This is a genomic window from Marinococcus sp. PL1-022, assembly GCF_033845285.1.
Lineage (GTDB): Bacteria > Bacillota > Bacilli > Bacillales > Marinococcaceae > Marinococcus.
Window position 1 is genome coordinate 1,720,094 of sequence record NZ_JAWXCX010000001.1, and the last position, 22,782, is coordinate 1,742,875.

22 protein-coding genes are annotated in these 22,782 nt (G+C 47.7%); 4 read left to right on the forward strand and 18 right to left on the reverse strand.

From position 1 onward, the window contains the following. Positions 1–3 precede the first annotated feature (3 nt). The 11 genes from hisD (SIC45_RS08735) to SIC45_RS08785 form a co-directional block, all read right to left on the reverse strand. A complete protein-coding gene (gene hisD / locus SIC45_RS08735; protein WP_319631860.1) occupies positions 4–1,260 on the reverse strand; it encodes a histidinol dehydrogenase in 1,257 nt (418 codons plus the stop codon). A 23-nt stretch (positions 1,261–1,283) separates the two neighbouring features. Next, a complete protein-coding gene (locus tag SIC45_RS08740) occupies positions 1,284–2,153 on the reverse strand; it encodes a carbohydrate ABC transporter permease (RefSeq protein ID WP_319631861.1) in 870 nt (289 codons plus the stop codon). Beyond that, on the reverse strand, positions 2,153–3,031 hold the full coding sequence (locus SIC45_RS08745; protein ID WP_319631862.1) for a sugar ABC transporter permease: 879 nt from the start codon (positions 3,029–3,031) through the stop codon (positions 2,153–2,155). The genes SIC45_RS08740 and SIC45_RS08745 overlap by 1 nt, the downstream gene beginning before the upstream one ends. An 81-nt stretch (positions 3,032–3,112) precedes the next feature. After that, a complete protein-coding gene (locus SIC45_RS08750; protein WP_319631863.1) occupies positions 3,113–4,444 on the reverse strand; it encodes a sugar ABC transporter substrate-binding protein in 1,332 nt (443 codons plus the stop codon). 72 nt (positions 4,445–4,516) lie between these two features. Then, complete coding sequence (locus SIC45_RS08755) at positions 4,517–5,872, reverse strand: amidase (RefSeq protein ID WP_319631864.1); 1,356 nt, start codon at positions 5,870–5,872, stop codon at positions 4,517–4,519. 21 nt (positions 5,873–5,893) lie between these two features. Beyond that, complete coding sequence (locus SIC45_RS08760; RefSeq protein ID WP_319631865.1) at positions 5,894–7,174, reverse strand: ester cyclase; 1,281 nt, start codon at positions 7,172–7,174, stop codon at positions 5,894–5,896. A gap of 79 nt (positions 7,175–7,253) precedes the next feature. After that, complete coding sequence (locus SIC45_RS08765; protein ID WP_319631866.1) at positions 7,254–7,859, reverse strand: cupin domain-containing protein; 606 nt, start codon at positions 7,857–7,859, stop codon at positions 7,254–7,256. 49 nt (positions 7,860–7,908) lie between these two features. Further along, the gene (locus tag SIC45_RS08770; protein ID WP_319632946.1) at positions 7,909–8,673 is read right to left on the reverse strand and encodes a glucose 1-dehydrogenase; all 765 of its coding nucleotides are present in this window, start codon (positions 8,671–8,673) and stop codon (positions 7,909–7,911) included. A gap of 113 nt (positions 8,674–8,786) precedes the next feature. Continuing rightward, positions 8,787–9,794: a LacI family DNA-binding transcriptional regulator gene (locus SIC45_RS08775; protein WP_319631867.1), complete on the reverse strand. Its 1,008-nt coding sequence runs from the start codon at positions 9,792–9,794 to the stop codon at positions 8,787–8,789. 101 nt (positions 9,795–9,895) lie between these two features. After that, positions 9,896–11,176 (reverse strand): histidinol dehydrogenase, encoded by a 1,281-nt coding sequence (gene hisD, locus SIC45_RS08780; RefSeq protein WP_319631868.1) that lies wholly within the window; start codon positions 11,174–11,176, stop codon positions 9,896–9,898. A 143-nt stretch (positions 11,177–11,319) separates the two neighbouring features. Further along, positions 11,320–13,242 carry a right-handed parallel beta-helix repeat-containing protein gene (locus tag SIC45_RS08785; RefSeq protein ID WP_319631869.1) on the reverse strand — a complete coding sequence of 641 codons (1,923 nt, stop codon included), beginning with the start codon at positions 13,240–13,242 and terminating at the stop codon, positions 11,320–11,322. 117 nt (positions 13,243–13,359) lie between these two features. On the opposite strand from SIC45_RS08785, the gene SIC45_RS08790 reads away from it, so the two are divergent. Continuing rightward, positions 13,360–14,118, forward strand: coding sequence for an AraC family transcriptional regulator (locus SIC45_RS08790; RefSeq protein ID WP_319631870.1), 759 nt, complete (start codon positions 13,360–13,362; stop codon positions 14,116–14,118). 59 nt (positions 14,119–14,177) lie between these two features. On the opposite strand, the gene SIC45_RS08795 is transcribed toward SIC45_RS08790, so the two are convergent. Further along, complete coding sequence (locus SIC45_RS08795) at positions 14,178–14,936, reverse strand: glucose 1-dehydrogenase (RefSeq protein WP_319631871.1); 759 nt, start codon at positions 14,934–14,936, stop codon at positions 14,178–14,180. Between the two features lie 136 nt (positions 14,937–15,072). On the opposite strand from SIC45_RS08795, the gene SIC45_RS08800 reads away from it, so the two are divergent. Continuing rightward, positions 15,073–15,648 carry a DUF4256 domain-containing protein gene (locus SIC45_RS08800; protein WP_319631872.1) on the forward strand — a complete coding sequence of 192 codons (576 nt, stop codon included), beginning with the start codon at positions 15,073–15,075 and terminating at the stop codon, positions 15,646–15,648. Between the two features lie 4 nt (positions 15,649–15,652). Here SIC45_RS08800 and SIC45_RS08805 read toward each other — a convergent pair whose 3' ends face one another. From SIC45_RS08805 to SIC45_RS08825, 5 genes are all read right to left on the reverse strand, one after another. Further along, positions 15,653–16,522: a PhzF family phenazine biosynthesis isomerase gene (locus SIC45_RS08805; RefSeq protein ID WP_319631873.1), complete on the reverse strand. Its 870-nt coding sequence runs from the start codon at positions 16,520–16,522 to the stop codon at positions 15,653–15,655. Between the two features lie 69 nt (positions 16,523–16,591). Beyond that, positions 16,592–17,500, reverse strand: coding sequence for an NAD(P)/FAD-dependent oxidoreductase (locus SIC45_RS08810; protein ID WP_319631874.1), 909 nt, complete (start codon positions 17,498–17,500; stop codon positions 16,592–16,594). A gap of 67 nt (positions 17,501–17,567) precedes the next feature. Further along, positions 17,568–17,954 carry an Rrf2 family transcriptional regulator gene (locus tag SIC45_RS08815; protein ID WP_319631875.1) on the reverse strand — a complete coding sequence of 129 codons (387 nt, stop codon included), beginning with the start codon at positions 17,952–17,954 and terminating at the stop codon, positions 17,568–17,570. Positions 17,955–18,110: 156 nt separating this feature from the next. Then, on the reverse strand, positions 18,111–18,527 hold the full coding sequence (locus tag SIC45_RS08820) for an organic hydroperoxide resistance protein (protein ID WP_022792344.1): 417 nt from the start codon (positions 18,525–18,527) through the stop codon (positions 18,111–18,113). A 1-nt stretch (position 18,528) separates the two neighbouring features. Further along, positions 18,529–18,969, reverse strand: coding sequence for a MarR family transcriptional regulator (locus tag SIC45_RS08825; protein ID WP_319631876.1), 441 nt, complete (start codon positions 18,967–18,969; stop codon positions 18,529–18,531). 191 nt (positions 18,970–19,160) lie between these two features. Here SIC45_RS08825 and SIC45_RS08830 point away from each other — a divergent pair, with 191 nt between their 5' ends. Together SIC45_RS08830 and SIC45_RS08835 are read left to right on the forward strand one after the other, a co-directional pair. Further along, positions 19,161–20,753 carry an NAD(P)/FAD-dependent oxidoreductase gene (locus SIC45_RS08830; RefSeq protein WP_319631877.1) on the forward strand — a complete coding sequence of 531 codons (1,593 nt, stop codon included), beginning with the start codon at positions 19,161–19,163 and terminating at the stop codon, positions 20,751–20,753. A gap of 89 nt (positions 20,754–20,842) precedes the next feature. After that, positions 20,843–21,838: an NAD(P)-dependent alcohol dehydrogenase gene (locus SIC45_RS08835; RefSeq protein ID WP_319631878.1), complete on the forward strand. Its 996-nt coding sequence runs from the start codon at positions 20,843–20,845 to the stop codon at positions 21,836–21,838. A gap of 269 nt (positions 21,839–22,107) precedes the next feature. Here the strand turns inward: SIC45_RS08835 and SIC45_RS08840 are convergent, their stop codons facing one another. Beyond that, on the reverse strand, positions 22,108–22,683 hold the full coding sequence (locus SIC45_RS08840; protein ID WP_319631879.1) for a TetR-like C-terminal domain-containing protein: 576 nt from the start codon (positions 22,681–22,683) through the stop codon (positions 22,108–22,110). Positions 22,684–22,782: the final 99 nt, after the last annotated feature.

The following is a 22,782-nucleotide window of genomic DNA, read 5'->3' on the forward strand; positions in this document are numbered from 1 at the left end:
TACTTATTTTTCCAGCCGTACTTCTGCCGACAAACGGTGCCCTTCCAATCCTTCAATTTCTGATTGCTGCGTAGCGTGGGCGGCCAGATGCTGCGTGCCTCTGCCTGTAATTTCCTGGTGGGTGGCAACTTTCACAAAATTACCGACCCAGAGGCCGCCGGTGTAGCGGGCCCCCCGTTGCGTCGGAAGAGTGTGATTCGTCCCTGAGACCTTGTCCGAAAATACAACAGAGCTTTCTTCCCCTAAAAATATGGATCCGTAGTTACTTAAGCTGTTCTTGATCTCTTCGTACGATTGCAGGTGCACGTGCAGATGCTCGATAGCGTAGTCATCACACACGTCGATTCCCTGTTCGGTACTGTCTACAACAACAACCTCTCCCGCTTTTTCCCACGCCGTGTGGGCCGGGGAGTCTTCAGACAACTGCTTTAAATATTTTTCCACCTCGATGATCGTCTGGGCGGCCTGTTCTTCCGAAGTAGACACGAGAATCGCCCTCGCGTTTGGATCGTGTTCTGCCTGAGCCAATAAGTCGGCTGCGCACCATCTGGGATTTGCGTGCTCATCGGCAAACACGAGCACTTCACTCGGTCCGGCAATAAGGTCGATCCCCACCCTGCCGAAAACCTGTCTCTTTGCTTCCGCTACAAACCGGTTACCCGGCCCGGCAATCACATCGACTTCCGGTACCGTGTCTGTTCCTACAGCCATCGCTGCCACCGCCTGCGCTCCGCCTACGGCGAAAATATCCGTTACTCCGGAGCAATGAAGCCCGTACAATACCGCCGGGTGAATGCTTCCTTTGTAGTTTGCCGGACTGCACGCAATAATTTGTTTGGCTCCTGCCACTTTGGCAGGCACCGTCACCATCGGTCCGGAGGAAAGCAGCGGGAACCGTCCGCCCGGAACGTAAGCTCCCACCTTTTCCACCGGTATTACCCGGTGCCCCATCCGGATCCCTTCCCCAAAATCTTTATCGAGGGGCTGAAGGCATTCGAGCTGGGCTTCGGCAAAAGCGGTCACCCTATCTACTACCCTTTCGATCAATCGCTTCGTTTCATCCGACAGGGAAGCAATACCTTCATTCAGCTCTTCTTCGGAAATGCGAATCGGGCGTACCGAATCACTGAATTTTTTCTCGTAGCGTTTAACCGCTTCGTCGCCCCCCTGCTTTACGTCCTTGATAATTTGTTTGACAATCTGTTCTGTTTCTTCTGTCACTTCGGAAGAAATAGCATCAGCTTTCTTTAAATACTGCATAAGCGCCTCCCAGGTTCTTTAAATTATTTGACTGCTCCTGCACTCATTCCTTTAACAAACTGTTTACGAACGATAAGCATAAATATAATCGTCGGCAGCACATAGATAATCCCTGCAGCGGCCATTTCGTTCCAGATAACACCATTTTGGCCGACAAAGTAGGACAGGGCCACCGGTAGGGTTACTGCTTCTTCGTTCGTTAAAATGAGGGCAAACATATACTCGTTCCACGTGATGACAAAACAGAAGACGGCTGCAGTGATAATACCCGGCCGCGCCATCGGCAGAAGAATATGCCATATGACACGAAGCCTGCCGGCCCCGTCAATCATTCCGGCTTCCTCCATATCCTGTGGAATGCTGTCGATAAAGCCTTTAATCAGCCAGATAGCGTACGGGATGGTATGGCCGAGATTTACAATAATCAGTGCCATCGTGGTATCCAGAATGCCCCAGTTCCGGAACATAATGAAAAACGGAATAACGTTGACGATTAAAGGGATAAACTGTGTCGCCAGAATCGCAAACATGAATACCTGCTTCCCCTTCATATCAAAGCGGGATATACTGTAAGCTGCGAGCACACTGACCGGCATCGTGATCAGCAGCGTGAAGAACACAACGATGGTACTGTTGGAGTAAAACCTGCCAAAATTATACTCTGCACTGAATATTCTGCTGAAGTTTTCCAGGGTCGGCTGAAAAAAAACGCTTAAGGAATACACTTCCGATACCGGCTTGAAGGCGGTTAAGGTGATCCAGAAAATCGGGAGGAATAAAAACGTTACGACGAGCAATACGCCAATGGTTTCCACCACACCCAGCGTTATTCTGCGTTTTTGCAGCGCTTTGGCTTTTTTCTCTTCTGTTGCGGGTGCCGCTGTAGTATTCATCAGTTCCACTCGCCTCCTTTCACGAGTTTCCTCATGTAAATAAGAACGAAGCCGATCGTTATAATGGCGAGAATATAGCCAAGCGCCGCTCCGTAACCCATGTCATAGTACCTAAAGGACGTATTATAAATAAGGAAATTCAGCACTTCAGTGGAGTTCCCCGGCCCGCCGCTGGTCAACGTGACAATGGGGTCAAACTGCTTTAGTGCAAACATCGTCATTAAAATGGAAGCAATCAAAATGATCGGCTGCAGCATCGGCAGCGTTATCCGGAAAAGTGTCTGAAAGGCGGAAGCCCCGTCGATTTTTGCAGCTTCAAATACCTCTCCCGGCATGCCCATTAATCCGCTGATAAACATTAGACTCATGAAAGGCAGCCATATCCAGACAGCCACCGAAATCAGGGCTGCCATTGCCGTAGAAGGGTTACCGAGCCAGACTACATCTGACAATGGAGGGATTAAAAATCCGACAATACGATCAAACAGTCCGTATTCCGGGTTCAGCATAAACCGCCAGGAATACCCTACCAGCGCCGGGCTTAAAGCAAAGGGAATAATCAATACAGCCCGTAGAAACGATAGATGCTTTTTTTCTTTACTCAGCAGCATGCCTACGGCTATTGCGGCTGCAATGGTGATAAAAACAGTGCTGATAGTGAATATGAGCGTGACAATGACGCTATTCCAGAAATTTCCGTCCGACATGGCTTGAAGGTAGTTATCAAACCCTACGAAAGGTCCTGTTTCGAGTGTTTCGGTTAAATCCCACTCATGAAGACTGATCCAGAACGATCGGACCAGCGGAAAAACAGTAATCGTTCCAACGATCAAAAGTGCCGGGGCGAGCAGTATATATTTGAAATACTTATTGGTCATGCCTTTATCCTCCTCTTTGAGGCCGATGCTTATAAAACATTGTTAGGGAGCCCCCTCAAATGAGGGAGCTGTACGGCTTTACTATTCGTAATACCCTTCTTCCTCCAACAACTGTTCTACTTCCGCCGCCGCTTCATTCGTCGTTTTTTCTACCGGAGCGCCAGCTGCCATGTCTGAAATAGCGCTGCTGATAATATTGGAGACTTCAGGCCATTCCGGAATCTTTGGAAGTGTCTGGGCGTTTCCGAATGCTTCTCCGCCTACTTTGAACAAATCGTCGCCCGCTTCATTCAATTCTTCGTCATTAAAGTTTTGAGTCTGGGAAATGTTTGTCGTAAACTGATCCGACGGAGAATTTCCGTTCAGCGCATCCAGGACCATGTCTTTTTCAAATTCCGGCTCACTGATATATTTCATAAATTCCCAGGCCGCTTCTTTGTTCTCTGAATCCTTCATCATGCCAAGCGGGAAGGTGGAAACGTTAGAGGTGCTTCCTTTTCCTTCCCATCCGGGTACAGTAGTAAAGCCAACATTGCCCCGCACCTCTTCTCCAGAGGAATCACTCAGGTTGAAGTCGGAATATACCCACCACCAGCCGACCCACATGGCGGAATTCCCCTGTTTAAAGTCGGTCCGGGCGTCCTGTTCCCCGAAGGACACAGATCCAGGGGAAGCAATTTCATCCTCCACCAGCAGGTCAACGTATCTCTGGGTTGCTTCAATGCCTTCTTCGGAGTTAAATACCGGCTTCATATCCTCATCAAAAATATCGGATCCGTTGCTCCACAAGTAGGAGGTCCACATGTACATGTTCTGCCCGTTGTTTCCACCCTGGTAATAAGGGGAAATGGCTGACATTTCTGTATTTTCTGTAATTTCTTTACCTGCTTCCTCCAGTTCCGTCCACGTTTCCGGGGGATCGATACCTAAATCCTCAAAAACGTCCTTGCGGTAAAACATTAATTGCGCATTCGCACGAACCGGCAGACTGTGCACTTCATCGTCAAAGGTGGATAAATTTAACGATGATTCCGGAAAGCGGTCAAAATTATAATCGTCTTCGGCAGCGTACTCATCCAACGGCTCCAGAAACTGCTGCACGGACGGTCCCATCGTATCCAGGTACGTGACCAGATCAAAGGTTCCCTCCCCCGAAATTCCTTCGGTGGTGATACGGTCGAGCAGGTTATTGTAGGGTACCCCGATAAATTCCACTTCAATGCCCGTTTCTTCCGTGAATTCGTCACTTCTCGCTTCCCATGCATTAAACTGGCCGATATCACCTTCGGTTACGGCTACAGTGACGGTTTCCCCCTCTAGATCCTCCGAGCCTGAGGAACCTCCACAGCCGCTGAGCGCCAGTGTCGACACCATTGTTCCGGACAGTAGTAACAGTGATGGCTTTTTATACATTTTTATGCCCCCTATTTTGTTTTCTTCTAACAAATCACTAATGAATATCCACCGCTGACTGAGTGTCATTACTTAATTGGCTGTCATGCATCGCTTTTCTCTCTGTTCATAAAAAGGTGTTAAAAACAATTTCTCGTATTCTGCAGCAAGCTGCAGCACCGTTGCCTCCTGATACCACCCTCCAACTAATTGAATACCCACAGGCAATTGTCCACCGGAAAGACCCCCGGGCATCGATAGTGCGGGATGCCCTGTGATATCGAATGGAGTCGTATACCTGGTCATCGCATCACTGATATCCTCACCGGTTGAAACGATGTTTTCCCCAAGACGCGGCGGGGTAATAGGAAGAGTAGGTGTTACTAAAATATCCACTTGTGTAAATATACTGGAAAGCCTGAGTGTCATTTCCTTCTTATGCTGAAGCGCTTCCAAATACTCTAAAGCAGAAGCATTTTCTCCCCGTTCAAACGTTGGGCCGATATCTTCTGCGTAATCATCAAGAGAGGCTTTCCCCTGATGTGCGAGTGTGACCTCCGGTGCAGCAATTATTCGGGCCAGGCTCATAGAATGACTAAAGAAGTTCGTATCCACCTCTATTAATTCAGCTCCCATCGAACGGCAATTCTCCAGAAACTGATCATATACCGTCCGCACTTCCGCACTCATGCCTTCATTAAAGTATTGTTTAGGAACGCCCAGCTTGAGCGGCTTTTCCCCTATCTGTGGGTTTCCTGGAGCGTTTTTCTGCATGCCGTGAAGCAGTAGTGAAACATCCGATACATAATTAGCCATCGGCCCTGCATGATCCATTGAAGTGGATAAAGGAAAAATGCCTTCTGTGCTGATAAGTCCGTATGTTGGCTTTAATCCGACGATTCCTGTACATGAGGCCGGTATTCTGATGGACCCTGAAGTATCTGTGCCGACGGAGCCGTAGCAAAAGCCGGCAGCTACAGCAGCTGCCGAGCCGCCGCTGGATCCTCCTACCATGCAATCCTCGTGCCACGGGTTAAGAACATCTCCGTAAAAAGGATTTTTTGATGTGATCCCAAACGCATACTCATGTAAATTGTTCTTTCCCAAAGTAATCGCGCTACGGCTTTTTAGATTCGTTACCACCTCAGCATCTTCTTCGGGAACATAATCCCTATCAATCCAGGAGCCGTTCGTCGTTTTTGTTCCTTTAGTGTTAATAATGTCTTTGTATGAAACAGGGACGCCCGCCAATTCACTTTCGTGACGCCCCTCTTCAAACGCTCTGGTTATGTTTTTTGCTTCATGTACTGCTTCATCTTCTGTAACGGTAATAAAGGAACGCAGTTCGTTCTCCCGGGCTTTTACTTTCTGCAGACAGTCTGTAATTATTTCCTCCGGGGAAAACCATTTATGACGGTATCCCTTGTGCATGTATTGGATGGAATTCATAATACCTCCCTCCAGCGATTGTTATGAAACACCGGTAAAGTTACCATCCTCAGAGGAAAACTGGTTGTCGCCATCCTCATTGCTCTCTTCCATTTGAGCATAGATCTGGCGCAGCACTTCCATGCCGTCAAACAGCATCCATTCCTCCTGAATTTTTTTATTGCGGACTTTAAAATGGTTCATCCCGTTGATTTCCACTGCTTTTCCGCTTGGGGAACCGAAATAGCCGATACCTCCGTGCACCCCTTGAATTCTCCAGCGTACAGCTACATCCCAATCATCATCCGAGCCTTTTTTGTTGCAGGTCACCCGGTCGAGCAGCACCTTTGCGTTCGGCACAGAGGCAAACAGATTAATGAACATGCCCTGGATTTCACTGTGTCCGACCATATCTTTATTGCACACGTAATGAATCACGGCATTGCTTTCGTAAAAATTCTTTATATAATTAAACGAGCGCCGTTCCCACACTTTGTTAAACATTCCGAGTATAAAATCACCAATTTCAAAATCTTCATGCTGTGGGATATATTCCTTTGGCGGCAGTCCTTCTTCTGCCGACTGGGACAGGCTGAACTGCAGGTTTGGAGCCAGCTGCTTTGTCTGCTTGGCGGTACGCTTCGCTATTTCCACCGGATCATAGCCGAGCTGCTGCACGAGGTGGTGCGTATCCATCACGAGCCATTCTTCATATATTTTATTTTCATGAATCAGGCAGTCGGCAGTGGTCCGGAAAACGACTCTTTTTCCTGTCGCAGGACCGTAAAGGGTATCACCAATATTTGTTGCTACGGACCGGCCGCGGTGGGAGGTGAAAAAGCCTTCTTCATCATTGCCGGACCATACTATGCTCCAGCCAAGGCCTGTACGGTCAGGGAATGCCTGCAGGGTTTGCAGCGTGCCCGAAATTACTTCGTTGACACCGTGGCTGTTAATCAGCCCGCGGTGGATCTGCACACCGTGACTGTACGTATCATAGATAAGCCCGATGTCCTTCTCCTTCCAGATCTGCCGGGTGATCCGTACAATATAGTCAACGATATTGTGATAATCCCCGTAGCCCTTCATCGACTGCTTTTTGATTTCATGCTCCGGGATACGCAGGTAATCCTCATCATCCCGGGCGTCCATCGCATTTACTTCACTGCCGTCAGCGTAATGGATCAAATGCTTGTGAGCGGTATCCTTACCGCCGCCCTTGGCTTCAGAACCCTGCTTTTCCTCCTGTGCCGGCTTTTCGTTCCCGGCTGTCAGAGACTCTTCCTGCTTTTTTCCTGTTTTGGCTGCATTTTTGTTTTCCATCAAACACCCTCCTGAGCATTGGTTGTATCTCGCTTGCCTATAGACTACCGTCTATGCAACTCTCTTATTATATATTTTTTCACTCTCCCATCTTCAGTTTTTCTGCCATTTCTTTTTCTCTTTCCTTAAAATCCTCCGGCGGCACCATTTTGCCTTTTTCGTCTGCATTAAACCCGTATTGGGAGGCTTTTTTCATTACGTCCGGCGCCCAGTAGGGATCCTTCCCTTCAAACACTTCATGTTGCTCGAGCACTGCAAACAGCCAGGCATCCTCATCGCTTACATTTTCCAGACCGCGGTACAGCCCTTTCGGCAGTGTAATCAAATCCCATTCTTCCAGGATGGCTTCGCCTTCAATCTCGTCCGGACCTTCACCCCAATAAAAACGCCATTTTCCGCTCAGCGGCATGAACGATTCAATATAATCGTGCGTATGAAAGGCCGGTCCATTTCCGGGCGGCGCCTTGACCATTCCAATCTGAAAGCCGTGCGGCTCCGTAATAATCGGGTTATATTCAGGATTTTCGCTTGCTGTATCCCCGATCACCGCGTAATTGATCCGGTTGTGGCCCGGGATAATGCTGTCGATAAACATCAGCGGAATGCCCTGCGATTTCATATCCTTAAATCGTACAATCCGTTCCTTCATTTGTTCATTAATGCTTTTTGTCGAGTTTTCATTCATGTAATAGTCCTCCTAAGACTCTGTTGTTTTTTTTATTATTGGAAGCTTCTCACCAGACAGTCCAGCCGCCATCGACGAGGATCGTCTGCCCGGTAACCATATCGGAGGAAGCCGAACTGAGAAATGCTACGGCTCCGAAAAGGTCCTCTGGACGGGCCAGCCTGCCAAGCGGAATTCTGGCAAGCACTTCCTCTTTAAACTCTGTATCTTCAAACATTTTTTCTGTCATCGGTGTTTCGATAAAGGTGGGGGCTACAGCATTAACGTTGATACCGTCAGAAGCCCATTCAATGGCCAGCGACTTGGTCAGCTGCGTAATTCCTCCCTTGCTCGAGCTGTAGGCTGCGCGGTTATAGTAACCGACAAAAGCCATCTGGGAGGACATATTGATAATTTTTCCGTGTCCTGCCTCACGCATCCATTTTCCGGCCGCCTGACAGGCAAAAAAGACGCTTTTTAGATTAATGTCGTGGATGCGGTCCCACTGCTCCTCCGTCACCTCTTCTGCCGGCGCCGGAATGTTCGTGCCGGCATTGTTCAGAAGCACGTCAATCCGGCCAAACTGTTTGTAAATACTCGCGAACAGCTCATCCAGATATTCGATGTTGGTTAAATCAAACGGGAATGGCTCAGCGGATCGGCCCTTCTCCTGAATCATCCGGGCCGTTTCCTGTAAAGCCTGCTCATCCCGGGCTACCAACGCCACGTTGGCGCCGGCCTCAGCCAGCATGACCGCTATTTCTTTTCCAATGCCTTTATTAGCACCCGTAACGACGATCGTTTTCCCTTCTAAAGAGAATAGATTAGCGCTGATGGCTTTTCCTCCTTTTTTGTATACGTATTCAAAACACTCAAAAATTTTATGAATACGTATACAGTAACAGGCAAGCGTTTATTTGTAAACGCTTTCTCCATTTTTAATTTTATTTACGTTGTACTCCGCTCAATTAAAATTGGTTCAATAACCTCGTCCGTATAGTCTTCCTGCTTTTCTCCGGCGGCCAATAAATTAATTAATTTTTCCACTGCCAAAAGCGACATACGTTCATGCTGCTGCGAAATAGTCGTTAAATCTATTAAAGGATTCGCCGCAAGATTGATATTATCAAAGCCAATAACTGCCAAATCTCCCGGCACGTGCACCCTCATCGTTTTACAGCTCTCCATGATGGCAAGCGCCATCTGGTCTGAAGCGGCAAATACAGCTGTCGCCGGATCCGGGCCCTGCATTATTTCTTTTATATAATCCGAAATCGCTGTATTCTCTAAATCACCAACGTAAACGAGCCCAGGATCATAAGGAATATTATATTCTTCGAGCTTGTTTTCGTAGCCAATATTTCGTTCATACAGAGTCGAATACTTTGTTAATAATGTTGCAAACCCGATTCGTTTATGTCCTTTTCCGATTAAATGCTCCATCGCCATATGAGCGCCCTTAACGTTATCGAGCACAAAGGAATGACCCTTTTTAGAATACGTTTTTGTATTATACAAAACGACAGGCGTATCCGAGGCGTACAGCCGGTGGATTTCTTCTTCGTATCTTTCCACGGATCCTACAATGATCCCTTCCACGCGCTTTCCGATCAGCGTATCAATCGCTGTTTTTAAATTATCACTGCTGTGATTGGTATCTGTTAATATGACGTCATAGCCTTTTTTTCTGGCTTCGGTGATAATAATTTTCGCGGTTTCCGCAAAAAAGGTATTTGCTATGTCCCCGACAATTAAGCCAATCGTTCCGGTTTTTCGTTTGTTTAAACTTCTCGCGACCTCATCCGGCGTAAAGCCCATCTCATCTATCGCGCTTAACACCTTCTGCCGTGTGGCCTCCTTGATATAAGGATAGTTGTTAATTACTCTTGAAACCGTTGCCTGGGACACGCCTGCTTTTTTGGCTACATCGTTGGACGTCACCGTTAGCTTCACCACTTACCAATCACCTTTTCATATTCCCGAAATTAGTTGAATGCGTATTCAACTAACCTTAAATTAGCACATTTATCCATATAGTTCAATTTTCATGCCGGTGGTCAGTCGGTGGTGCTGTATCTTTGCACACGTAATGATGCCTGAGCTTTATGCCCCATGAAGCCTTCGAGCTCGCAAAGACGTTCGGCGTATCTGCCTATTTCTGCACTGGCTTCCTCCGTTACGCGCTGATACGTGCAATTTTTCAAGAACTTGCCTACCCATAGACCGCCGGTATATTTTGCCGCCTGCTTGGTCGGAAGTGTATGATTGGTCCCGATGACTTTGTCTCCGTAAGCGACATTCGTTTCTGGCCCGAGAAAGAGAGCTCCGTAGTTTGTCATGTTTTCCAGAAAGTAATCCGGGTCCCTGGTAAGAACCTCTACGTGTTCATAGGCGAGCTTATCCGCTTCACGAACCGCTTCTTCCACATCTTCCACGACGATGATAGAACCATTATCACGCCACGCCTGCTCTGCGACTTCCGCTGTCGGGAGTGTTTTTAGCTGACGGGCAATTTCCTCCTCCAGAGACTCGGCAAGCGATTGGGACGTTGTAATAAGGGCGCCCGGGGACGTTGGTCCGTGCTCTGCCTGACCGAGAATGTCGGTAGCCACCATTTCCACGTCGGCCGTTTCATCAGCAATCACAAGCGTTTCGGTCGGGCCTGCAAATAAATCAATCCCCACTCTGCCGTACAGCTGCCGCTTGGCTTCCGCTACAAAGGCGTTGCCCGGTCCGACAATCATATCCACCGGCTGAATCGTTTCTGTTCCGACTGCCATGGCGGTCATTGCCTGCACTCCTCCCAGCAGATAGATTTCATCCGCCCCGGCCATATGCATAGCTGCCACCGTAGCTGCCGGTATTTCCCCATTACTCGGGGGCGTACAGGCGATCACTCTGTCGACCCCGGCGACCTTCGCTGTCACAATACTCATATGGGAAGAGGCCACCATCGGATAGCGTCCGCCCGGGATATAGCAGCCTACGCTGTTCACCGGGATGTTTTTATGTCCTAAAATAACGCCGGGCCGCGTTTCCACTTCAATATCCTGAATGGACTCCCGCTGATGCCGGGCAAAATTTTGAATTTGCGACTGCGCAAAGGTAATATCATCAATCACCTGCTGCGGCAGTTCATCCATCACCTGCTGAATGGTTTCCGTCGACAGGCGGAACGATTCCGGCGACCATTTGTCGAATTTCTCAGAAAGCTCCCGGACCGCTTCATCCCCCCGCTGCTCTACATCCTGAATGATCGCCTGCACCGCCTGCTGAACCTTCGTGTCCGCCTCCTGTTTCTCCTGATCGCTTTTTCCTCGTTTCAGATAAGTGGGCATCAAGCATCCTCCTTTAATTTTGAATACGTATTCAATATAAACCAAACTTTTTCTTTTGTAAACGCTTTATTAAATAGCCTGACTGCTTTTTTATAAAAAATACGGTGCCCGTTTATGATAAACAGACACCGTACTATTAAAAATTAACCCCACACCTTTATTTCATTTTTACCAGCCTGCAGCTGCCCAATCGGTCCCAGCACGTCGGCTTTGGCTTTTTGCTTGCCTAAGAAGTCCTTCTCTATCCGGAGCTCGCTTCCGTCCGGATTTTCAAAATCCGCATCCACGATACGCGCCCGCTCCAGGTTTCCTGTATGCTTTATCTCCCCGCGCATTTGTTCAAATTCACCGGGCAGTTCACAGGACAGATACACCTCATCCCCTTTTTCAATTATCGTCAGCTGGGGATCAAAAGCGTCGTTAGTTAATGCCTCATGCTCCCCTTCAAACGGAACCGCCCCATTAAAGTAAGCATTATGATTAATGTAGACCGGCTGCTCTATACTGTGGAACGCTTCATGGTCCAAGCCGACCTGATCCACCTTTTCGATATATTCCTCAAGCGACGCCGTGTATCCGTTAAAATGGGACGTGCCTACATCATTCAAATCCGATTTTCCTACAAACATGTTATTGTAAAAACGATCGTCTCCGCCGTAGACAGGCGCAAATCCTGATACCTCCGTGCTGTGGGGCACGTGATACGGTGTTGCCCGGTCCAGCATCTTCTTGTGCACCATTTTGCCCGCAATCAGATTGTTAACGTAAGCTCCTCCCTGTGCATGATTATCCAGGGCATAGTCTGCCGTTAAAATATTATGGTCCACCACATACGGTCCGCTGCTCACTTCTACAAAAAGATCACGGCTGTTTCTGTAAAATAGATTTTTGCTTACTCTCGTGCCCTGGGTCTGCCAGTCGAGCCATACCCCAAGCGAGCAGTCATGGATACGGTTGCTGTGAATCTGGACATCAATCGCTGCATGCAGTTTAATTCCGGCGATTTCGTGGCCAAAAAACTCCCGCTTTAATGCGATATTATAAATGTGGTTATGATAGATCTCGCTGAACACGCAGCCCAGATGACCGACCACCCCGTTCTGGCCGCAATCATAAATGGTGTTATCACGGATAATGTGAGAGCCGATGCGCTCCTTGCTCCAGCCAATATGCCGGGCCATAAACACAGATTCCAGCTGGTACTGGTAGCCTGGTTTGTCCTTTCTTCTCGTCCGGTAATTGTCCCCGGTGGACGCTTCCTTTCCAATACTGATCGCACTGCATTTAGAATCGTGAATCACATTGTTTTCAATAATCCACCCCTTGCTCCAGTTCGGCCCGATCAATCCCGGCTGATCCGCCGTCGGAGGCGTCCACGGCGTTGCTGCCTGGGCCATTTCAAACCCCTGCACCGTGATATAGTTGAGCCCCGTCAGTTCCGGATAAAAGCAGGCCTTCCGCACGTTTATTTCCACCAGCTCTTTATTCGGGTCAGCGCCCTGAAAATTGGCGAAAATCGTCGTATGGCTGCTGTCTGCTTCCGCATACCAGCGGTACGTCGTCTGCTCCGGACGGTGGACAGGAACAGTCGTTTTTGTCCAATGATCCAAAACCTCGGTCTGCTTTTCGGGATTCAGCACTTCCGCAAAGGTTTCTGCTTCGTAAAAAGACATTCCGTTTAAATACACATCACCCAGATGCCTGCCTGGATTGTGAACGATCCAGTCCCCGAATATTTTTTCCGTAAATGGATTGTAGTCGCCAAATAACGTGTTTGGGACGTGTGCCTTCCAGACCGTTCCCTCCACCTGTTCCCAGTAGTCAATTTGTTCCGAACCTTTAATTACTGCTTTTTCTCCAGGAGCTGCGGTATATATAATTCTCCGGGTCTCACTCCGGCCGCCATTTCGCGGTTTCACCCATTCTCTGTATTCACCTTCATGCACCACTACGGTGTCTCCCGCGGTGGCTAATGAAGCTGCTCTATTAATTGTTAAAAAAGGTTTTTCCACTGTGCCGTCGTTTTTGTCAGAGCCGTTTTTTGCTACATGATATTCAAGTGCCATGAAGCTTTCCCCCTTCTATCAATCTGTTTTTATTATAGGCGGGAAGCTTCTTATGCTTCTATTCAAAAAATAGTATAATATAAGACAATATTAGTGTTTTTGAAAGGGGATACAGCTTTGGTCTTTTTTGAGCCTCATGGAGTCGAAGAACAGGAATCATTTCAACGTGTTACCTTAACCAATTTCAGCTTTCCGCTTCACTTTCACCGTGCCTATGAACTGATCATTGTCCATGAAGGACAGCTGCGGGTAACCATTGACCAGAAAGAGTATCTTCTGAAGCAAAACGGGGCGGCCTTTATTTTTAATAATCAAATGCATGAATTTACAACGGTCGGGCATTCCGCTATCACCATCGTCATTTTTTCTCCTGAATTGATCGGCCGTTTTTTTATGGATTATAAAGGCTTTATCCCTGTAAATAATACGTTCTCTCTTTCGCCGGACGTGCTGCTGCCGTCCCGGGGATCCGTCTACAGGCAGAAAAGCTTTTTGTACGGCATCTGCAGTACGTTAGAGGAAAACACCGATTTCAAGCCCGTCCAGTATTCTGCTAAAACGAAAATTCTTCATCAAATGCTTCTGTATGTGGATAATAATTACGCCTCCGAGTGTACGTTAAAAGCGGTGGCTGAACATTTGCAGTATGACTATCCCTACCTGTCCAAGCTGTTTGTTCACATGGCCGGCATGACCTTTACCGAATACTTAAACTATTACCGGATCTCGCGTGCCTGTTATTTACTGAAAAGCAGCCAGCAGCCGATCGGCGAAATTGCTGCAGACTGCGGCTACAGCAGCCTCCGCTCGTTTAACCGGAATTTTCAGGCATTCGTCCGCGATTCACCCCGCAGGTTTCGGGAGCTTTCAACATAAAAAAGATTACCCCGACAGCATACGGTCTGCTCCCGGGGTAATCCTTATTCTACAAACAGTTAAGCTAGCGAGCCCCCGTCGACGACCATCTCGTCCCCGGTTACAAACCGGGATTCATCGGAAGCATAGTACAGAGCGGCGTAGGCAATGTCCACCGCTTCCCCGTGGTGGGGCGGAAGAGGCACAACGTCCTGATTATCCTCTGAAATGGTTTTCTGCCGTTCGCCCATGATTGGCGTCCGTATCGGACCTGGATGAATGCTGTTTGCCCGAATGCTTTCTTCGGCAAAATGGGCAGCCACGTGCTTCGTCATGGAACGTATCGCCCCTTTGGCCGCACTGTAGGCTGTGCCGTTGCCGCCAGCTGCTCCGGACCCGGTTAAGGCGGCCATCGATGCTATATTAATAATCGATCCCTGCCCGGCCTTCTGCATTTCCGGAATAACCTCGCGCATGCCAAGAAAGTATCCGGTCGAGTCCACGTTCATGACTTTATTCCATTCCTCCAGGGAGGTTTCGAGAATTTTGCTCGGATAGTGGATGCCTGCGTTGTTTACCAGAATATCCACCTGCCCGTAGGTATCCACCGCTTGTTGAACCACCTTTTTCCAATTCTCCTCTGAGGTGGTATCCAGTTCGAAGGCAGTGATATCTGCCCCCTCGTCCTGTATTTTCTTTATTTCCTCCTGCAGCAGGTCGATCTGAACGTCGGCTGCTATAACCTTCGCTCCCTCTTCTGCAAACAGTCTGGCAGTACCGAGACCAATCCCACCGGCTGCCCCGGTCACAATTGCAACTTTGTTTTGTAAACGTGCCAATCTAGTTCCTCCTTCAATGATTCAGACTCATCCGTTTTCTCTCGTATAAATACCCATTATGCTCGGCGGGTAATCAATACCCTTTGAAATGGTATAATTTAGACAAACCTATAAAATCTTAAGGAGGAAATTTCCCATGGTGGAGAAAAACGACACCTCTTTTCAGCTTACTCCCGAACAGAAGAAATCCATTCTGGCAATACTCGAAGACCGTTTCGAACAGCATATGCACCGCCATAAAGAGTTAGCATGGACTTCTGTCTTGAAAAAGCTTGAGGGAGACGACGAAAAACTGTGGTCATTGAACGAAATGGAGTCGACCGACGGTGAACCGGATGTGATTGGCTTCGACCGTGTAGAGAATAAATATTTGTTCTGTGACTGCTCGGCAGAAAGCCCTAAGGGACGCCGGAGCGTCTGCTATGACCGCGAAGCACTGGAGGCAAGAAAGAAATATAAGCCTGAAACAACTGCTGTCGACATGGCTCAGACTATGGGCATCGAGCTTTTAACCGAAGAGCAGTATCTCACTCTTCAACAGCTGGAAAAAATCGATACGAAAACGTCAAGCTGGATTCAGACGCCTGCGGATATAAGAAAACGGGGCGGCGCTTTGTTTGGGGACCACCGGTACGGCCGCACGTTCATCTACCATAACGGAGCCGAATCATACTACGCCGCGAGAGGCTTCCGGGGCATACTGAAAGTATAAAACACTATTTCAATTCTTCGGCACTTCCTTTGATTCGGGTGTTTACAATTTGATTATCTTGTACAAACGTTTCCGATTCAATCATGCTCGGCTTTCCCATAGCGACTCCCTGAACAATACGAAAGATATTCCACCCTTCCTCTATTGGGGGCAAAATCTTATGTGCCGTTAAATAGGCGCCTAAGGCCGAGGCAGCTACCCCGGTGGCCGGATCCTCCGGATAGCCGGCCCTTCGGGGAAACTGGCGTGCTTGCAAGTATTTTTCGTGTTGTTGTGAAACAGCGAAAGGATAAAAGCCGGTCGTGTTAAATTCGTCACATAAATCCCAGAGATAATTAAAATCAGGCTGAAGCGCGTTCAACGTATCTACGCTTTTTAAAGGGATCATTAATTTATAACGGGACGTGGAAACGGATTGAACCGGCCATTCCGCCAGTTCCTCTGGTTCAATATTCAGTGCCCTGCCTATTTCTTCTTTCGACGGAACGGTGTTCAGAAACCCGGGCGGGAACTGTTCGACACTTATCTCCAGCTTTGAATCATGCTTTTCCCATTTTACATTTACAGGTCCAAGCATGGTCTCCACAATGACCGGGGAATGGCTAATGGCCCCTTTGTCCACTAAAACCGTGATGCTCCCTATGGTGGCATGAATGCACATTTCCATCTCATGGGAGGGAACAAAAAAACGAAGCTTTAGATCACAGTCCGGGCGGGTGGAGGATATAACAAAGGCTGACTCATGCGCAAACTCCTTTGTCATCTGCTGCATGGTTTTTGTGGAAAGATGATCCGCGTCTAAAACGACAGGACATGGGTTACCCCCACCCTTTTCCATAGAAAACACGGTGGTGTGTACAACCTGATAGCTCACTTTTCTCCCTCATTTCGTTAGCTTTCAGGTTTATTATAGCACTCAGGAGGTAATTAACATCCGCCCCTTTTATGCTTCTTTATTAAACGCCTCCTGAATTTGCGTCATCATCATGAATCTTGCAACCTCCCCGCCGTTCGCCGCTGCCGCTATCAGCTGGCTGCCAAAATTGTCCTTTGCTTCGCCGGCCACATACAGCCCTTTCACAGAGGTTTCTCCGAACTGACTGAGCACAAATCGGCTGTTTTCATCCCGTTCCACATCCAGACCGCTTAAAAATTCATAATTGGTGTTCCAGTGCACGTACGTAAAAGCACCCTCCACCTCTACCGTTTCTCCGTTGGTCATTCGGATCGCCTGCAGCTGCCCGTTCTCTCCAGACATTTCCTCAATTTTCTCCAGATGATAAGGAATATTTTTATCTTCGAGTATCTTCTTATTTTCATCTGTCAGGCTGGTATAGCCGTCGGTGAATACTTCGAGTTGGTTTGTCCAGTTGGAGAGAAGCATAACCATGTGCAAGACCCGTTCATCCGGATTGATGACGGCAAGCTTTTTGTTTCTCATTTCCCAACCGTCGCACCACGGACAGTAAAAGACGCTTTGCCCGTAATAGTGTTCGATATTTTTAATCGCTGGCAGCTGTTCGATTAATCCCGAGGCGACCAACATCTGCTTTGATTGAAACTGACCCGCTGGCGTTTGGACGATAAAGCCGTCATTATGCTGGTGTATTGCAGTCACTCTATCATTTAACATCGTATTGCCCTCGTACTTCAGCGCATCTTCCCTGGACCGCTTCCGGAACGTCTGCGGAGTCACTCTATCCTGGGTTAAATAGGAGTGCGTTTCATGCGTTACGATGTTTCTCGGCCTATCCTCATCAATAATCAGCGCCCTTTTTAATCCCCTTCCAAAATAAAGCGCCGCACTTAATCCAGCCGGTCCTCCACCAATAATAACTACGTCATACATCATTTTAAAACTCCTTCCTATATATTAAAGATTCTTATTATCTATAATTGTAATAATGCAAAAGGATTTGCTACACCGTCAAATCCTTCAGCCTTTTGTTTTTTAGCGTGCTGATTAAATTTTCCTGGGCTTCCATCATGACCGCCTGAATTCTGCATTCATCTCCGTGATCAAAGCTGTCTTCAAACAGCGTCTGTACGCCGTCGATCGCAACCACAATATCGTACACGCTCACGTTTTCCCAGTTCTGCTGCAGCCTGTATCCGCCCTTGGCACCGCTCGTCGAGCTAATGTAATTCGCCTTTACGATACGCGTTAATACTTTGGATAAGTACGTCGTAGAGACATTCAGTGCTAACGATAAATCCTGGACCGGGATTTTGGTTGTCTCCCCGTCACGATGAATCATATACACCAGCGCATGCAGGGCGTAGTCGGTGGCTTTTGAAAATTTCATCCCGCTTTTCACTTCCAATAATAGATATTATAAATCTATTATATACTCATATAATGACATACACAAGCTTAAATACTTAAAAACCAAAATAAAAAGACTGATGATGGAGGGTGTTCTCCAGCATCAGTCTTTACACTACCTAATTCTTAAAACGGGTTAAGCTACTGTAACGTCCACTTCAATGTTTCCGCGTGTCGCTTTCGAATACGGGCAGTTCTCGTGGGCGCCTTCGGCAAGCTCTTTCGCCTGCTCCTCCGACACGCCTTCCACATGAACCGCAAGCTTCACGGCCAGGCCGAATCCGCCTTCGTCATCCTTGCCGATGGAGACGTTGGCAGTAATTTCTGTATGATCCGGCTTGATTTTTTTCTGACGGGCGACCATGTTCAGGGCGCTTTCAAAGCACGCCGCATAGCCGGCGGCGAAAAGCTGTTCCGGGTTTGTGCCCTGTTCCCCGCTGCCTCCGAGCTCTTTTGGCGTACGAACGTCAAGGTTTAGGTTACCATCCTCTGAAGTGACACGGCCGTCGCGTCCTCCGACAGCGGTAGCGGTGGTTGTATAAAGTGGCTGCATGTTAATTCTCTCCTTTTTGAATATGTTCCGTAATTTGGTGCAGCTGACGAAGCAGCTGCTTCGCGCCTTCCTCATCAATCCCCAGGCGGCTGCCAAGACGCTCAGGCAGACACGCTGCATCGCGCTTTAACAGGCGTCCCTGTTCGGTAAGATGAACCAGCACGCTTCGTTCATCCTCCGTAGAACGCTTCCTTGTGACCAGACCCGCGCCCTCCATCCGTTTTACCATCGGGGTCAGCGTCCCGGAATCGAGATACAGCTTTTCGCCAATGGCTTTGACGGACTGATGGTCCTCCTCCCACAGCACAAGCATCATCAGGTACTGCGAGAAGGTGAGCCCGAGCGGATCCAGCTCTTCGCGATACATTTTCGATATTTCCTTGGAGCAGGCGTAAACAGCAAAGCATAACTGGTGATCAAGCGATAATGGTGAATCATTCATGCGGATGGCCATCCTTTATTTTTAATTGTGCACAATTAAATAGTATACAATATTATATTAAAGCACAAATAATGTGCTCATATGATATTTCACTCAATCAGGCTCTTATCCCTTTAGTTTTTTGGGAAAAGGTTAAGAGTTCAACGTATACGTGAGCGATGATAAAGAACGTAATTGTAAAGGAGGAAAACATGAAATATGACATAGTTGTCATCGGCGCCGGCCATAACGGCCTCACCGCTGCTATTCAGCTCGCCAAGCAGGGGAAGAAAGTACTGGTGCTGGAGAAGGAGCCCCGCCCCGGAGGAGCTGCTAAATCTGGTGAAGTAGCCGCTCCGGGCTTTATTCATGATTTATTTTCCATGAACATCAGCTTGTTTTTAAAATCCCGGTTTTATTCGGAAAATCAGCGGGAGCTCGAGGCAAATGGCTTCTCCCCTGTCTACGGGCCCCACCCGTACGCAAGCGTTTTTCCCGACGGGCACGGGCTCGCCATTAACAAGGACCCGGACAAAACGCACCGCAATATCGCCGGCTATTCCGCCGCTGACGCAGAGACCTGGAAGGATTTTGATGCCTTATACGACCGTGTTTCCCCTTATTTATATAAACTGATGCACCGGGAGCTTCCCTCGCTCCGTGCCGGCCTTGTCGTATTCAGGGCGCTGCTTGATTTAAAAATCAAATCCGCCCTGGAGGTCTCCAGCCAGCTCGCCAAGTCCCCGCGGCAATTCGTCGACTCATGGTTTGAAAATGATAAAGTAAAATCACTGGTCGTTCCGTGGGGCTATCAATTGGACTACGCCCCGGATGTCAGCGGCGGTGCTGCCTTTCCATTAATGGAAGCCATAGGACACTACCGGGAGGGGGTTCCATTTGCCCGCGGCGGCATCCAAACGGTGATCCAGGCGATGGTAACGATGCTCGAAGCAAGAGGCGGCGAGCTGCAAACCGGCACCTGGGTGAATGAAGTATACGTCGAGGACGGCGAAGCCAAAGGAGTGATTCTGGACGACGGAACGTATATAGAAGCCGGGGACGTCATTGCCACCGCTACGCCTACCCAGATCGTTGATCATTTAGTCGATACGGCCCATCTGCCTGCTTCCTTCGTCACTAAGGCAAGCAATTACCAGTACGGGCCGAAAACGATGGTCATTCATCTGGCGCTGGACGAGCCGCTCCAGTGGACAGCCGGGGAGGAAATCGGGCAATCGGCTTATGTTCACATAGCGCCTTATGTAAAAGACCTCGCCCGCACGCATACCCAGGCGCTGAATGAGACGCTTCCGGACAGCCCCCTGCTGATCGTTGGCCAGGCTAGCGCCGTTGATCCAACCAGAGCTCCGGAGGGAAAAGCGGCGGTATGGATCATGGTTCGCTCCCTTCCCGCTCACCCTAAGTACGACGCGCTAAACGAGATTGGGCCGGGTCCCTGGTCCTCCATCAAGGAACAATACGCCGACCGGATTATCGATAAACTGGAAGAATACGCTCCCGGGGTGAAGGATACGATAGCATGCCGGCACGTCTTTTCCCCGGAGGATCTGCCCCAGGAGGATCCGAATCTTGTCGAAGGTGACCATATGGCGGGCAGCCACCAGCTGTTTCAGCATTTTCTATTCCGACCCTTCGTCGGCCACTCCCGTTATCAAACACCGATCAAGCATTTTTATATGATCGGGGCATCCACCTGGCCCGGCGGAGGATTAAACGCCGGATCCGGATATTTATTAGCAGAAAAGCTAAAAAGCAAATCCTTCTTAAAGTTTTCGACTTTGTGATTGGAGCGCTGTCGCCTATATTTTCCACTTCTTAAATAGTTCATTTGAAAATCCTGCAAGAGTTTGTCCACTCTAAGGAGGAAATTTATATGAAAGCTATTATAGCGACAAAATACGGTTCGGCAGAAGTTCTTCAGCTCAAGGAAGTAGAAAAACCTATTCCCAAGAACGATGAAGTACTGATTAAAGTATACGCAACTACTGTGACAGCCGGGGACTGTGAGCTGCGCCAGTTCAAAATTCCAGCCTTGTTTTGGCTGCCCCTGAGAATTTATTTTGGCATAATCAAACCAAGAATTAATATATTGGGGCAAGAACTGTCCGGGGAAATTGAATCTGTTGGTAAAGAGGTTACTGAATTTAAAACGGGGGACTTGGTTTTTGGTTCTACACAGTTAAGATTTGGTGCTTACGCCGAGTATGTTTGTTTGCCGAGCAAATATGCAATAGTGATTAAGCCAGACAATATGAGCTTTGAAGAAGCTGCTGTCCTCCCTACCGGAGGCCTAAATGCATTACATTTCATTAGAAAAGCAACTATTCAGCAAGGACAAAAGGTTCTTATAGTCGGAGCTGCTGGCAGTATAGGTACTTTAGCAGTACAGATGGCCAAATCAGCTGGAGCTGAAGTAACCTGTATTGACACCACGAAGAAATTAGATATGCTTCGCTCCATTGGTGCAGACCATGTTATTGATTACACTCAAGAAGACTTCACTAAAAACAGTAAGAATTATGATGTAATTATAGACGTGGTTGGAAAAAGTCCGTATGCACGAACAGTAAAGTCGCTGAACCAAAACGGACGTTATATTTTAGGTAATCCAAGTCTTCCAAGGATGATCAGAGGGCGTTGGACTTCAATGACATCAGACAAGAAAATTTTATTTGAGTTAGCAGGTTATAAAAAAGAAGACTTATTTCATCTCAAAGAACTTTTTCAGGCTGGAAAGATTAAACCCGTCATAGATAGAAGCTATCCATTGAAACAAATGTCAGAGGCACATCGGTATGTTGATCAACAGCATAAAAAAGGAAATGTCGTGATTACAATATCGGAACAGCCTACAGATGAAGGCGATTGAGTTCCATTAGGCTGACCGGGCAACTTTTGAACGATACGATCATACACATTTAAAATTTTCTTATAACAGCACATCGAACAAAAGGCTTGCTGAAAGGAACCAGCAAGCCTTTTTAAATGTTATAGAAAATGCCGGCTGTACAAATCATTGAATTCCCAAAAAGCGTACTTTTGAAAGAAAAATGAAGAAGAAGCTAGTCTTAGCGCTATCTGTGATTCAAGAATTTTACGGTCTATGAAATTTTATTGGTTGAATCAGGCAGACAAATATTAATGATCTAGGAGATATTTGTGTAGGGTGCGCATGATGTTCTCGATCCTGTCAGAAATTTCTTTGGGACTTTGTTGAAAATCAGCATGAACCCACTCTTCAATGAGGGACCTGCTTCCTCCTGCAATAAATACATACAACGCGTCCACTTCGGAGTACTCCAGGGCGCTTTCCTGGGCCCATTTGTTTACGATTCGCGGATGAAAGTAATGATGAATCCGAGTAAATACATCTTCCCTGCTGCTTTGCAGTATCACAAGCGCACGGCAGGTATCCCGGTTCTGTTCGAGGTAGACACACAGCCTGTACATGAGATCGTTATATTGTGGGTGGTCGAGCGATTGTTCCACTTTATTGATAAAGATCCGGGTAAATTCTTTTTCAATATCAGAAAGTAATTCACTGGGGGACCGGTAGTGAGAGTAAAAGGTGTTACGGTTAATGTCGGCATGCTTACAAAGTTCCGTGACTGTGATTAATGTAACCGGTTTCTCCTGCATTAATGCAAATAAGCTATGTTTAAGAGCTGCTTTTGTATACTTGACCCTCCGGTCCGTTTTAGATATAGATTTCATGATTTCTCCTTAACGAATGTGACATTGTTATGACTAACGAACAGAAAGGCCTGGAGCTGTTCATTATTTAAAAGTTTCTACCGAACAATATGTTCATTA

Excerpts from the sequence above, each read along its gene's own strand:
- hisD (WP_319631860.1), bottom strand. The coding sequence starts at position 1,260 with ATGCAGTATTTAAAGAAAGCTGATGCTATTTCTTCCGAAGTGACAGAA.
- SIC45_RS08740 (WP_319631861.1), bottom strand. The coding sequence starts at position 2,153 with ATGAATACTACAGCGGCACCCGCAACAGAAGAGAAAAAAGCCAAAGCG.
- SIC45_RS08745 (WP_319631862.1), bottom strand. The coding sequence starts at position 3,031 with ATGACCAATAAGTATTTCAAATATATACTGCTCGCCCCGGCACTTTTG.
- SIC45_RS08750 (WP_319631863.1), bottom strand. The coding sequence starts at position 4,444 with ATGTATAAAAAGCCATCACTGTTACTACTGTCCGGAACAATGGTGTCG.
- SIC45_RS08755 (WP_319631864.1), bottom strand. The coding sequence starts at position 5,872 with ATGAATTCCATCCAATACATGCACAAGGGATACCGTCATAAATGGTTT.
- SIC45_RS08760 (WP_319631865.1), bottom strand. The coding sequence starts at position 7,174 with ATGGAAAACAAAAATGCAGCCAAAACAGGAAAAAAGCAGGAAGAGTCT.
- SIC45_RS08765 (WP_319631866.1), bottom strand. The coding sequence starts at position 7,859 with ATGAATGAAAACTCGACAAAAAGCATTAATGAACAAATGAAGGAACGG.
- hisD (WP_319631868.1), bottom strand. The coding sequence starts at position 11,176 with ATGCCCACTTATCTGAAACGAGGAAAAAGCGATCAGGAGAAACAGGAG.
- SIC45_RS08785 (WP_319631869.1), bottom strand. The coding sequence starts at position 13,242 with ATGGCACTTGAATATCATGTAGCAAAAAACGGCTCTGACAAAAACGAC.
- SIC45_RS08800 (WP_319631872.1), top strand. The coding sequence starts at position 15,073 with ATGGTGGAGAAAAACGACACCTCTTTTCAGCTTACTCCCGAACAGAAG.
- SIC45_RS08810 (WP_319631874.1), bottom strand. The coding sequence starts at position 17,500 with ATGATGTATGACGTAGTTATTATTGGTGGAGGACCGGCTGGATTAAGT.
- SIC45_RS08815 (WP_319631875.1), bottom strand. The coding sequence starts at position 17,954 with ATGAAATTTTCAAAAGCCACCGACTACGCCCTGCATGCGCTGGTGTAT.
- SIC45_RS08820 (WP_022792344.1), bottom strand. The coding sequence starts at position 18,527 with ATGCAGCCACTTTATACAACCACCGCTACCGCTGTCGGAGGACGCGAC.
- SIC45_RS08825 (WP_319631876.1), bottom strand. The coding sequence starts at position 18,969 with ATGAATGATTCACCATTATCGCTTGATCACCAGTTATGCTTTGCTGTT.
- SIC45_RS08830 (WP_319631877.1), top strand. The coding sequence starts at position 19,161 with ATGAAATATGACATAGTTGTCATCGGCGCCGGCCATAACGGCCTCACC.
- SIC45_RS08835 (WP_319631878.1), top strand. The coding sequence starts at position 20,843 with ATGAAAGCTATTATAGCGACAAAATACGGTTCGGCAGAAGTTCTTCAG.
- SIC45_RS08840 (WP_319631879.1), bottom strand. The coding sequence starts at position 22,683 with ATGAAATCTATATCTAAAACGGACCGGAGGGTCAAGTATACAAAAGCA.